We start from the raw sequence: 11,815 nt of genomic DNA, 5'->3' as shown, positions 1-11,815 counted from the left end.
GGCCACGCTGCGTAGGCGGCGTCCTGGTTCGTAGGTGGTCGGGGTGGTGTGCGTGCCGGTTTGTGGGTGGTCGGGTGGTGTGGGCGCCGGTTCGTGGGTGGTTGGGTGGTTCGGGCGCCGGTTTGTGGGTGGTCGGGTCGTTGGTTGTCAGGTCGCCTCTGCTGGTGTGTGTCACGGCGGTCGTACACCGTTCGTCCTAGGCTGCTGGGATGGCCACGACGGGTAGTTGGCGTAGGCAGGTGGACCGTGATGGCGGTGTGCTGCTGTTTCGCGCTGCCGGTGTTCCCGTGTTGTTGGCGCCGTCTTGGTGGTTGGGGTCCGCGGCGATCGTGTTGATCTACACGCCGTTGGTCGGGCGGATACTGCCTGGTGTTGCTGCTCTCAACGCGTTCCTGATCGCGAGCACGTTCACGTTGTTCCTCGGGTTGTCCGTGTTGGCCCATGAGTTGGGGCACAGCTTGACGGCGATTCGGTTGGGGTTGCCTGTTCGGCGGTTGCGGTTGTTCCTGCTCGGTGGGGTGTCGGAGATGATGCGGACGCCCGCTAGGCCTGGGCAGGAAGGGTTGGTGGCTGTTGCCGGGCCCGCTGTGTCTGTGGGGTTGGCGGCGGCTTTTGGGGTTGCTGCTGTGGTGATGGATCCTGGTACGGCGTTGTGGCTTGTTGTTGCGCAGACGGCGTTTGCTAATGCGGCTGTGGCGGTGTTCAACCTGTTGCCGGGGTTGCCGTTGGATGGTGGGCGGATTCTGCGGGCGGGGATCTGGGCGGTTACCGGGCGGCGTGCTGCGGGGACCAGGGCGGCTGTTCTTGGTGGTGGTGTTGTTGCGGCGCTGTTGGTGGCTTGGGCGTTGTGGGGGATTTTGCAGGGGGATGAGGATGCTTGGGTCCGGTTTGGAGTTTGTGTTCTGACTGCCTGGTTCGTCGTCGCTGGTGCTCGGGGGGAGATGTCTGCCGAGCGGCGGCGTACCTGGCCTGAAGGGCTGACGCTCGCCGAGTTGGTGCAGCCGGTGCTTCAGCTTCCTGCCGAGAGTCCGGTGTCAGGGGCGTTGACGGCGTCGGCTGGGCGTGGGGTGGTGTTGGTGCGGGCTGATGGGGTGGCTGTGGGGTTGTTGGATCAGGACTTGGCGCGGCGGTTGAGTTCGCGGTCGCCGCACGCGCCTGCTGAGCAGGCTGCCGAGCCGATTCGGCCGGAGACCGTGCTGCTGGCTGATGAGCCGGGTGAGGAGATCGTGGAGCGGGTTCAGGGGACTGCTGCTTGGCAGTTCCTGGTCGTGGACCTGGAAGGGCGGCCTGCCGGGGTGTTGCGGCGGGAGGATCTCAGGGCCGCGTTGGACCGTCGCTGACTAGGCCCGCTTCCTGCGCGAGGATCGCTGCCTGGACGCGGGAGCGCAGGTCCAGTTTGGTCAGCACGCGGGACACATGGGTCTTCACCGTGGTTTCGCTGATGTGCAGGCGTTTGCCGATCTGCTGGTTGGACAGGCCCTCGCCGAGGCAGGTGAGCACCTCGGTCTCGCGTTCCGTCAGCAGGCCCAGCAGCTTCGGTCGTTCCACCTGCCTCGGGGCCACGGCGGCGAAGTCGCGCATCAGGCGGCGGGTGACCGACGGGGCGAGCACGCCGTCGCCCGCGGCGACCAGGCGGACCGCGTCGATCAGCGCGGCGGCCTCGACGGACTTCAGGAGGAAGCCCGCCGCGCCCGCGCGCAGTGAGGCGTGCACGTACTCGTCCATGTCGAACGTGGTCAGCACGAGCACCTGGCACACGCCGTCGCCGACCAGTTCCCGCGTGGCGGCGATGCCGTCCATGCCGGGCATGCGGATGTCCATCAGGACCACGTCGGGTTTCAGCGCGCGGGCCATGCGGACCGCGGTGGCGCCGTCGGCCGCCTCGCCGACGACCTCGATGCCCTCGCCGCCGCCGAGGATCATGACCAGGCCCGCGCGGATCGCCGAGTGGTCGTCCGCCACCAGCACCGTCGTCACGGGGTGCCCGCCAGCGGCAGTTCGGCGCGGACGCGCCACAGGTCGTCGACCCGGCCCGCGTCGAACGTGCCGCCGACCGCTTGCGCCCGTTCCGCCATGCCCACCAGCCCACTCCCGGTTCCCGGCGTCGAAGGTCCGCGCCACTCGCTGGTCACGGTAACGGCCAGGCGTCGACCGGTGTCGGCCAAGGCCACCTCGACGTGCGCGCCCGGCGCGTGCTTGAGTGCGTTCGTCAGCGACTCCTGGATGATCCGGTACGCCGCGAGGTCCACCGCGACCGGCAGTTCGGGCGGTGCCTCGCCGGTCAGGTCGACCCGCAGCCCGCCCGCCCGCGCGGAGTCGACCAGGCGGCCGACCTCGCTCAGCCTGGCCGACGCGGGCTCGTCCGGGACCTCGTCGTCGGCGCGCAGCACGTCGATCATGGTGCGCATCTCGGCCAGGGACTGGATGCTGTTCTCCCGCACCGACTTCAGGACCGTCTTCACCGTCTCCGGGTCGCGTTCGGCCATCGACAGGACGGCCTCCGACTGGATGGCGATGGCCGACAGGTGGCCCGCGATCACGTCGTGCAGGTCGCGGGCCATGCGGGACCGCTCGGCCGTCACGGCGGCGCGGCGGTCGAGTTGGGCGATCCGCGCCACCTGTTCGGTGTACGAGCGGTGCTGGCGCAGGTTGACCGCCCACCAGACCGGCATGACGAGCACGGAGAAGATCTGGAGGCCGGAGCCGACGGCGGTGCGCCAGCCGTCGACGGTGAGGGCGATGCCGACCGCGATGCTGATCGCGGTGGTCACGACCAGGCCGATGATGAGCTGGCCGGTGCGCTTGGATCCGCGCAGGGTGGCCATGTGGAGCAGGTCCATCAGGACGATGACCACCGGCGCGCTGAGGCCGAGCGCCACGTCCACGGAGGCCGCCGAGAGGGCGATGAAGGCGCCCGCCAGCGGGGCGCGGGTGCGCAGGAGTTGGCCGACGCAGGCGATGGACAGGACGAGCAGCCGCCAGCCCAGCGGCACGTCGGACGGGCCCGCCCACAGCTCGTAGAGGTCGAAGCGGTAGAGGAGGGCGCCGCCCGTGAAGCACGCGGTCGCGACGATCGCGTCGCGGGCTGGGTCGGGGAGTCGGCGCACCCGGTCATCACAGCACAGGGTCACGGCGGCGCGAGTCCTACGAAGTGATGACACCCCATCGGTACGACCGACGGACTACACGGGGCGGCGATCCGAGCAGGCTGATGGCAACACACCGAACAACCGGACAGCCCAGGAGGCAGTCATGCTCGCCATCGTCGCCCAGGTCCTCGGGTTCGTCATGCTGATCCCGCAGGGCATCCTGCCCATCATCTTCCTCGCCGCGAACGTCCAGTCGAAGAGCTGGTTCCTCGCGCTCTACGTGCCGGAGCCGATGAGCCTCGTCGTGGCCATCGCCTTCGTGATCGTCGGCGGGCTGCTCGCGTTCTTCGGCACCCGGAGCGTCATCCGCTGGACCTGACCGCCCGGTGTCGGTGCTCATCGCGGTCCCTGAGACCATCGTGCGCTGTTCAGTTCCGCACGTAGCAGGAGGTTTCCCGCGGTGAGCACCGCCAGTGGCCCGTTCCGCCCCGGTGACCGGGTGCAGTTGACCGACCCGAAGGGACGGCACTACACGATCGTGCTCGAACCGGGCAAGGAGTACCACACCCACCGCGGCGCCCTGCCGCACGACAAGCTGATCGGCGAGCCAGAGGGCTCCGTGATCCAGTCCGTCGGTGGTACGTCCTTCCTGGCCCTGCGGCCGCTGCTGGCGGACTACGTCCTGTCCATGCCGCGCGGCGCGCAGGTGATCTACCCGAAGGACGCCGCGCAGATCGTCATGTACGGCGACGTCTTCCCTGGCGCCCGCGTGCTGGAGGCGGGCGCGGGCTCCGGCGCGCTCACCTGCTCGCTGCTGCGGGCGGTGGGGGAGAAGGGCAGCGTCATCTCGTACGAGGTGCGCCAGGACCACGCCGACCACGCGATCCGCAACGTCGAGCAGTTCTTCGGCGAACGCCCCGGCAACTGGCACCTCACCGTGGCGGACCTGGCCACCCACACCGGTGAGGTCGACCGGGTCGTGCTGGACATGCTCTCCCCGTGGGAGCAACTGGAGACGGTCTCGAAGAACCTGATCCCCGGCGGTGTGCTGGTCGTCTACGTGGCGACCACGACGCAGCTCTCCAAGGTGTGCGAGGCGTTGCGCGAGCAGCAGCACTGGACCGAGCCGCAGTCGTGGGAGACGCTCGTCCGCCCGTGGCACACGGTGGGCCTGGCCGTGCGGCCGGAGCACCGGATGATCGCCCACACGGCGTTCCTGCTCACCACCCGCCGCCTGGCCGACGGCGTCACGCCGCCGCGCCCGCAGCGCAGGCCCTCGAAGGGCTGAACCGCCCGCCGTGCGGGCTGCGCGCCCGCACGGCGGTCCGGCCTACTTCTCGGTGTCCGGGTTGAAGGTCCCGCAGACCTTCCAGTCCCCGTCTTCCTTGATCATCTTCATCGTGGTCGTGTCGTCCTTGATGAAGTCCTTGAACTCGTCCGGGACGTTCTCGAACGTCACCTTGAGCGTGCCCGTCGCGGTGTCGCCCGACTCCTTGACGTCGGTCACCGCGAACTTGGTCTTGATGTCCTTGAACTGGTCACCGGCCGAGCTGGGCACCGACTGGGGCAGCTTCGCGATCTTGTCCGCGTCGGCCTTGCAGTTCAGCGACTTGAGGGTCTCGACGTTCATGTCCTTGCCCTTGTTGAGCTCGGTCACGAGGGTGTCGGCGGTGGCCTGGGCCGACCCGCCCCTCAGCAGGAAGAAGGCCGCGCCACCTCCCACGAGGAGCAGCGCGACGACGCCGATGACGATCCACAGGACGGGGCTCTTGCCCTTCGGGGGCCCGTAGGGCTGGCCGGGAGCCCCTGGTTGGCCGAAACCACCCGGTTGGCCGTACGGAGGCTGGTTGTACTGGCCCTGCGTGCCGTAGGGCTGCTGGCCGTAACCGGGCTGGCCCTGTGACGGCTGAGGTGGAAAACCGCCGGAAGGAGGCCCGTAGCCGGGTTGCTGTCCACCCTGTGGGAAACCCTGCGGCGGCGGAGGATACCCGCCCGGCTGCTGGCCGAAGCCCGGCTGTTGGCCGAATTGCCCAGGTTGCTGGCCATGCGGGTCCGGCTGCTGGCCGTAAGGACCAGGCTGCTGCGGCGGGACGGACATCACGTTCTCCTAGAACTTGCCGCTGGTGGCGTGGACACTGCCCGGTAACACGCCGGTGGACGAGTACAGGACGCACGGTAGCGGGTAGGTGGTTCCCCTTGACACCGAGATGGAGCAGTCCATCCCCTTGGGAGTGTCCTTGGCGACGCCACACGACTCTCGATGACCTTGGAGATAGCCGCTTTTGTCGGTGATCGCCGGTACCGTTGCTGATACGAACACGGGAGGAGGGTGCCGACATGCAGCACGGTCATCCCGGCAGCCAACCCGATGAGGGTGGCGAGCTGAACACGGGCAACAACTCAGATGAGCTGACAGCGCAGGTCAGGTTCCTGGAAGATGAGATCGCGCTGCTGCGCCGCAAGCTGACGGAGTCCCCGCGACACGTCCGCCTGCTGGAGCAGCGGTTGGCCGAGGCGTCAGAGCGCGTCAGCCAATTGACCGAGCGCAACACGAAGCTCATCGACACCCTCCGAGAGGCACGTGGCCAACTGCTGGCCCTGCGCGAGGAGGTCGACCGCTTGGCCCAACCGCCCAGCGGCTACGGCGTATTCCTTGAGCAGTTCGAAGACGGCACGGTGGACGTGTTCACCTCAGGCCGTCGCATGCGCGTGTCCGTTTCCCCGGCGGTGGAGTCCCCAACGCTGGTGCGCGGGCAGTCGGTGCGCCTGAACGAGGCGCTCACGGTCGTCGAGGGCGGCAGCTTCGAGCAGACCGGTGAGGTCTGCACGCTGCGCGAGATCCTCGAGGGCGTCGAACCGGAGAACTCCGTCCAGCGCGCGCTCGTCGTCGGTCACGCCGACGAGGAGCGGGTCGTCTGGCTGGCCCAGCCGCTGATCGACTCGCCGCTGAAGATCGGCGATTCGCTGCTGGTCGACTCGAAGGCGGGCTTCGCCTACGAGCGGGTGCCGAAGGCCGAGGTCGAGGACCTCGTGCTGGAGGAGGTGCCGGACGTCCTGTACACCGACATCGGTGGTCTGGGCCGTCAGATCGAGCAGATCCGCGACGCCGTGGAGATGCCGTTCCTGCACGCCGACCTCTTCCGGGAGTACAAGCTCCGGCCGCCGAAGGGCGTCCTGCTGTACGGCCCTCCCGGTTGCGGCAAGACCCTGATCGCGAAGGCGGTCGCCAACTCGCTGGCGAAGAAGGTGCTCGAGGCCCGTGGTGAGACCGGGAAGCAGGCCAAGTCCTACTTCCTCAACATCAAGGGCCCGGAGCTGCTGAACAAGTTCGTCGGCGAGACCGAGCGGAGCATCCGGCTCATCTTCCAGCGGGCTCGGGAGAAGGCGTCCGAGGGCACGCCCGTCATCGTGTTCTTCGACGAGATGGACTCGATCTTCCGCACCCGCGGTTCCGGTGTGTCGTCCGACGTGGAGACGACCATCGTGCCGCAGCTCCTGTCGGAGATCGACGGCGTCGAGGGGCTCGAGAACGTCATCGTGATCGGTGCCTCGAACCGCGAGGACATGATCGACCCGGCGATCCTGAGGCCTGGTCGGCTCGACGTGAAGATCAAGATCGAGCGTCCGGACGCCGAGGGCGCGATGGACATCTTCAACAAGTACCTGACGCCGGACCTGCCGATCCACGCCGACGACCTCGCCGAGTTCGGCGGGGACCCGAAGGCGTGCATCGAGGGCATGGTGCAGCACACGGTCGAACGGATGTACGAGGAGTCGGAGGAGAACCGGTTCCTGGAGGTCACCTACGCCAACGGTGACAAGGAGGTCCTGTACTTCAGGGACTTCAACTCCGGCGCGATGATCCAGAACATCGTGGACCGGGCCAAGAAGGCCGCCATCAAGGCCTTGTTGGACACGAAGCAGCCTGGTTTGTCCGTTCGGCACCTGCTCGCCGCGATCGTGGACGAGTTCGCGGAGAACGAGGACCTGCCGAACACGACCAACCCGGACGACTGGGCGCGGATCTCCGGGAAGAAGGGGGAGCGGATCGTGTACATCCGCACCCTGGTCACCGGGAAGAGCACCGAGTCCGGTCGGGCGATCGACACCGCCACGAACACCGGGCAGTACCTGTAGTCACGAGTGGAGCCCGTCCATCCCCATGGGGGTGGACGGGCTCCGTCGTGTTCTAGACCAGGCCGGACTCGTAGGCCGCGATGACGAGCTGGGCCCGGTCCCTCGCCTGGAGCTTGTGCAGGAGCCTGCCGATGTGGGTCTTCACCGTGCCCGTGCTGAGGTGCAGGTGCTCGGTGATCTCCTGGTTCGACAGGCCCTTGGCGATCAGGACCAGCACCTCCCGCTCCCGCTCGGTGACGCCCGGCAGGGCTCTCGCGGGCTGGCGTCGCGGTGCGGTGCTGAACTCCCTGATCAGCCGCTTGGTGACCGTCGGGGCCAGCAGCGCCTCGCCCGCCGCGATGGTCCTGATCGCCGCCAGCAGCTCCGCGGGCGGCGTGTCCTTCAGCAGGAAGCCGCTCGCCCCCGCCCTCAGCGCCGCGAAGACGTAGTCGTCGAGGTCGAACGTGGTGAGGATGAGGACCCTCGTGGTGTCCGCGACGCGCCTGGTGGCCTCGATGCCGTCCATCTCCGGCATCCGGATGTCCATCAGGACCACGTCGGGGGAGGTGGTCGCGGCCAGGGCCACCGCTTCCCTGCCGTTGGCCGCCTCGCCCACGGTGGTGAGGTCGGCCGCCGAGTCGACCAGCAGGCGGAAGCTGCCCCTGAGCAGGGCCTGGTCGTCCGCGATGAGCACCCTGATCATGCGAACGGCAGTTCTGCCGCCACGCGGAAGCCGCCGCCCCGCGGGTCGGGCCCCGCGGTGAAGGTGCCGTTGTACATGGCCACGCGCTCGCGCATGCCCGCGAGGCCGTGGCCGTTGCCGCCCGCCAGGACGCGTTCGCCGCGGCCGTTGTCGGTGACCTCGACCGTCGCGGTGGTGTCGGTGGTGGTGATCTTGACCGTGCACTCCGCGGGCGCGGCGTGCTTGACGACGTTGGTGACGGACTCCTGGACGATGCGGTAGACGGCCAGCGCGACGCCGTCCGGCAGGGCGGTGGTGCCCGTCGTGGTCAGGGTCACCGGCACGCCCGCCATCGCCGCGCGGTCCACCAGGGTCGGCAGATCGGACATACCGGGCACGGGGGTGAGGTCTGGCGTGTCCGAGGAGCGGAGCACGCCCAGGAGGTGGCGCATCTCCGTGAGGGTCGCCCTGCTGGTCTTCTCGATCACCTGGAGCGCCTCCTTCGCCTCGGCCGGGTGGTCGTCGGCCACGTGGTTCGCGATGCCCGCCTTCACGGTGATCATGGTGAGGCTGTGGGCGACGATGTCGTGCAGCTCCCTGGCGATGCGCAGGCGCTCCTCGGTGAGGGCGCGCTCGGCCTCCTCCTCCGCCTTCTTCCCCACGTACTCCCTCCTGACCCTCGTGGTCCAGCCGAGCGCCCAGGTGGTGACCATCAGCAGCCACACGAACGTGGTGATCCCCAGGTCGTCCGGCCAGGGTTCGGTGATGGTCACGCACACCGCCGTCAGGGCCAAACCGCCCAGCAGGGCGACGGTGGACCGACGTCTCGGCAGGGCCACGGCGACCAGGTACAGGGCGAACAGGGTCGGTGTGTACACCTCCAGCGTGATGTGGAGGAGGGTCGCGGTGTTCTGGGCCACGACCACCACCGAGTACGCGGCCAGCGGCCACCTGCGGCGCACCGCCAGTGGCGCTCCCACGAAGAAGGCCACGACGTAGCCGAGCGGCACGGGGCCGTGGGTCAGTTCCACGAAGGTGAAGTAGACGAGGGTCGCCGTGATGGCGGCGGCCACGTCCACGGCGACCGTGTAGGCGACCGGTAGCCACTTGACCAGGCGGGGAGGAGCAGTCACCGGTCGACCGTAGCGACGGGTGCCGGTCCGGGGCGTCGGACCGTGGTCCGATGTCGGGTCCGGTCCGTGGTCCGATCCGGTCCGCCCGCCCGTTCGCCAGGGTTCTCCCCATGATCGAGGTGCGGGAGTTGAGCAAGCGCTACGGCGCTGTGCGAGCTGTTGACGGGCTGTCGTTCACGGTCGAACCCGGCTACGTGGCCGGGTTCCTCGGGCCGAACGGGGCCGGGAAGTCGACGACCATGCGGGCGGTGCTGGGGCTGGACGCGCCCACGTCCGGGGAAGCGCTGGTGAACGGGGGCCGGTACGCCGACATCCGGCGGCCGATGTGCGAGGTGGGGGCCCTGCTGGACGCCAACGCGGTGCACGGCGGGCGGTCCGCGGTGAACCACCTGCGGTGCCTGGCCCGCAGCAACGGGATCGGGGACAAGCGGGTCGTCGAGGTGCTGGAGCAGGTCGGGCTGGCCGGGGCGGCCCGGCGGCGGGTCGCGGCGATGTCGCTGGGGATGAAGCAGCGGCTGGGAGTCGCCGCCGCGCTGCTGGGGGATCCGGGGGTGCTGCTGTTCGACGAACCGGTGAACGGGCTGGACCCGGAGGGGATCCGGTGGATCCGGGACCTGATGCGCGGGTTGGCCGCCGAGGGCCGGACCGTGCTGGTGTCGAGCCACCTGATGAGCGAGATGGCGGTGACCGCCGACCGGGTCGTGGTGATCGGGCGCGGGCGGCTGATCCTGGAGACGTCGATGCGGGAGCTGACCGAGCGCTTCCGGCGGGACGTGCTGGTGCGGACGCCCGACCCGGCCGGGCTGCGGCGGGCGCTGGAGCGCGGCGGGGCGGTGGTCGTGCCGGACGAGGACGCGCTGCTGGTGCAGGGGCTGGAGGCGGCGGACATCGCCGACGCGGCGGCCCGGAGCGGGATCGCGGTGCACGAGCTGACGCCGCGCAGCGCGTCCCTGGAGGACGCGTACCTGGAACTGACCGAGGACAGCGTGGAGTTCAGGACCGAGGAGGTCGCGCGATGATCGACGTGGTGGCGTCGGAGTGGTTGAAGGTCCGTACCGTGCGGTCGACCTACTACCTGCTGCTCACGGCCGTGCTGGCGCTGGCGTTCGGCGGCGTCGTCTCCTACCTGATGACGGCGGACTACGACCAGTCTCCCCCGGAGTTGCGAGCGGCGTTCGCCTCGGCCGACCCGAGCGTGTTCGTCATGCCGTTCACGCAGTTCGCCGCCGGGGTGATCGGGGCGCTGGCGATCACGTCCGAGTACACCGGCGGGATGATCAGGACGGTGCTCGTCACCGTGCCGCGGCGGGTGACCCTGCTGGTGGCCAAGATCGCCGTGGTCGGCGGGAGCGCCCTGGCGCTCGGCGGGGTGGTGTCGTTCCTGTCCTACGGCGTCGGGGTGGTGATCATCGGTGACCGGCCCGCGCCGCTGGCGCAGTTCGCCACCTTCGGCGACGCGCTGCCGTCGGTGCTGGCCAACGGGCTCTCGATCGCCGTGGTGGCGTTGGTGGGACTGGGTTTCGGGATGCTGCTGCGGTCCACGGCGGGCGCGCTGACGACGTTGTGCTTCCTGATGTTCGTCGTGCCGATGGTGGCCGTGTTCCTGCCCGCCCCGTGGAACAACCGGCTGGTGTCGGTGACGCTGCTGTACCTGACGCCGCAGTTCTCCGGGTCGATCGAGAGGGCCCCGCTGACGCCCGGCTGGGCGCTGGCGGTGCTGCTCGCGTACCCGGTCGTGGCGCTCGTCGCGGGCGCGGTGGCGCTGGTGCGGCGAGACGCGTGAGGTGACCCGCGCGTTCCGCGCGCGGCGCAAACCGCTAGGTTCTCGGAGATCACCGAGCCTGGAGGACAGCCTTGCGTCGCGCGCACGTCGCGGTCGTGGTCGCGACCACCCTCGTCCTGACCTCGTGCTCCCTGGAGCAGCGTCCGCTGCGCCGGGGGTTCGCCCAGGACGACCCGGCCATCCCCACCACCACGTCGACGTCCGCGTCGCCGACGGCCAAGGCCGCGCCCGCGACCTCGTCGTCGGCCGCGCCGAGCGCCGCGGCCCGGCCCGTCGCGGAGTTCGCCGCGCTGGCGCTGCCGCAGGCCGCGCTGACCGAGGACGGGCTGGACGTGCGCGAGTCGGCCGCCGCCGCGCCCTCGGCCGCGGAGTCGGTGTGCGGCAAGCAGGTCAGCGCTCCGGGCCGGGCGGCGGACGGGTACCGGATCGCCACCCGCAGCCAGAGCGGCGCCAGCAAGCTGGAGCAGCGGATCGCGGCCTACCCGAAGGGCAAGGCCGAGACCGTCGCGACGGAGGTCCGCGAAGCCCTGTCGTGCGGTGAGGTCGAGCTGGGCCGACTGTCCGGAGTGGACGACGCCGTGGGCTGGTGCGAGGAGCTGGCAGGCGGTCGGGGCGCGTGCACCGCGGTGCTGGCCAAGGACGACCTGGTGATCACGCTGCGGATGGAGACCATCAGCGTCGCCAGGGCGCAGGACGTCGTCACCCGGCTGGCGGGCGCCGCCGCGGGGCTGCTGGCGAAAGCCTGACGACACCGCGGTCCAGGTCGACCGGGCCGCGCGGGGGAGCGGCCCCGTCCTCCTCGTCGCGCAGCATCGACTCCGTCCGCCGCTGGTCCAGCTCGGCCTGCTTGGTGGCGTAGAAGAGCAGCGTCACCTGGTCGAAGGCCGCGCCGCTGAGCACGGGCGCCCCACCTCGGCGGCGGCGAACCCGGCGGACCAGGCGCTCGCCCACGGCCAGCAGGAACAGCAGGCAGACCAGGCCGGGGAGGGACAGCGCGAACAGCGTTCCCACG

The 11,815-nt window shown here is 69.8% G+C and carries 13 protein-coding genes; 7 read left to right on the top strand and 6 right to left on the bottom strand.

The window, feature by feature from the left end; genetic code table 11:
* Positions 1–209 precede the first annotated feature (209 nt).
* Positions 210–1,340: a site-2 protease family protein gene (locus NZH93_RS47685; protein ID WP_259630005.1), complete on the top strand. Its 1,131-nt coding sequence runs from the start codon at positions 210–212 to the stop codon at positions 1,338–1,340.
* On the opposite strand, the gene NZH93_RS47680 is transcribed toward NZH93_RS47685, so the two are convergent.
* The gene (locus tag NZH93_RS47680; protein WP_259630004.1) at positions 1,315–1,977 is read right to left on the bottom strand and encodes a response regulator; all 663 of its coding nucleotides are present in this window, start codon (positions 1,975–1,977) and stop codon (positions 1,315–1,317) included. The genes NZH93_RS47685 and NZH93_RS47680 overlap by 26 nt on opposite strands.
* Entirely contained in the window at positions 1,974–3,107 is a 1,134-nt protein-coding gene (locus NZH93_RS51145; protein WP_259630003.1) for a sensor histidine kinase, read from the bottom strand. The genes NZH93_RS47680 and NZH93_RS51145 overlap by 4 nt, the downstream gene beginning before the upstream one ends.
* Positions 3,108–3,252: 145 nt before the next feature.
* On the opposite strand from NZH93_RS51145, the gene NZH93_RS47670 reads away from it, so the two are divergent.
* The gene (locus NZH93_RS47670) at positions 3,253–3,468 is read left to right on the top strand and encodes a hypothetical protein (protein ID WP_259630002.1); all 216 of its coding nucleotides are present in this window, start codon (positions 3,253–3,255) and stop codon (positions 3,466–3,468) included.
* An 81-nt stretch (positions 3,469–3,549) separates the two neighbouring features.
* Positions 3,550–4,377 (top strand): tRNA (adenine-N1)-methyltransferase, encoded by an 828-nt coding sequence (locus tag NZH93_RS47665; RefSeq protein WP_259630001.1) that lies wholly within the window; start codon positions 3,550–3,552, stop codon positions 4,375–4,377.
* A 42-nt stretch (positions 4,378–4,419) separates the two neighbouring features.
* Here NZH93_RS47665 and NZH93_RS47660 read toward each other — a convergent pair whose 3' ends face one another.
* A complete protein-coding gene (locus NZH93_RS47660; RefSeq protein ID WP_259630000.1) occupies positions 4,420–5,187 on the bottom strand; it encodes an Rv0361 family membrane protein in 768 nt (255 codons plus the stop codon).
* Positions 5,188–5,426: 239 nt separating this feature from the next.
* Here NZH93_RS47660 and arc point away from each other — a divergent pair, with 239 nt between their 5' ends.
* Entirely contained in the window at positions 5,427–7,226 is a 1,800-nt protein-coding gene (arc, locus tag NZH93_RS47655; protein ID WP_259629999.1) for a proteasome ATPase, read from the top strand.
* A 52-nt stretch (positions 7,227–7,278) separates the two neighbouring features.
* On the opposite strand, the gene NZH93_RS47650 is transcribed toward arc, so the two are convergent.
* Both NZH93_RS47650 and NZH93_RS47645 read right to left on the bottom strand, forming a co-directional pair.
* Positions 7,279–7,908, bottom strand: a complete 630-nt coding sequence (locus NZH93_RS47650) for a response regulator (RefSeq protein WP_259629998.1) — start codon at positions 7,906–7,908, stop codon at positions 7,279–7,281.
* Entirely contained in the window at positions 7,905–9,020 is a 1,116-nt protein-coding gene (locus tag NZH93_RS47645) for a sensor histidine kinase (protein WP_259629997.1), read from the bottom strand. The genes NZH93_RS47650 and NZH93_RS47645 overlap by 4 nt, the downstream gene beginning before the upstream one ends.
* 110 nt (positions 9,021–9,130) lie before the next feature.
* On the opposite strand from NZH93_RS47645, the gene NZH93_RS47640 reads away from it, so the two are divergent.
* The 3 genes from NZH93_RS47640 to NZH93_RS47630 all read left to right on the top strand — a co-directional run bounded on the left by NZH93_RS47640 (position 9,131) and on the right by NZH93_RS47630 (position 11,549).
* On the top strand, positions 9,131–10,039 hold the full coding sequence (locus tag NZH93_RS47640; RefSeq protein ID WP_259629996.1) for an ATP-binding cassette domain-containing protein: 909 nt from the start codon (positions 9,131–9,133) through the stop codon (positions 10,037–10,039).
* Positions 10,036–10,803, top strand: a complete 768-nt coding sequence (locus tag NZH93_RS47635) for a DUF2705 family protein (RefSeq protein ID WP_259629995.1) — start codon at positions 10,036–10,038, stop codon at positions 10,801–10,803. Before NZH93_RS47640 ends, NZH93_RS47635 begins: the two co-directional genes overlap by 4 nt.
* 71 nt (positions 10,804–10,874) lie before the next feature.
* On the top strand, positions 10,875–11,549 hold the full coding sequence (locus tag NZH93_RS47630; RefSeq protein ID WP_259629994.1) for a hypothetical protein: 675 nt from the start codon (positions 10,875–10,877) through the stop codon (positions 11,547–11,549).
* On the opposite strand, the gene NZH93_RS47625 is transcribed toward NZH93_RS47630, so the two are convergent.
* The gene (locus NZH93_RS47625; RefSeq protein WP_259629993.1) at positions 11,503–11,814 is read right to left on the bottom strand and encodes a DUF6191 domain-containing protein; all 312 of its coding nucleotides are present in this window, start codon (positions 11,812–11,814) and stop codon (positions 11,503–11,505) included. The two genes, NZH93_RS47630 and NZH93_RS47625, sit on opposite strands and share 47 nt — an antisense overlap.
* Position 11,815 lies beyond the last annotated feature (1 nt).

This window comes from Umezawaea endophytica (assembly GCF_025061645.1).
GTDB classification, from domain to species: Bacteria; Actinomycetota; Actinomycetes; order Mycobacteriales; family Pseudonocardiaceae; genus Umezawaea; species Umezawaea endophytica.
The sequence above is the reverse complement of the archived record's forward strand: the minus strand, read 5'-3'. Positions and strand labels throughout refer to the sequence as shown.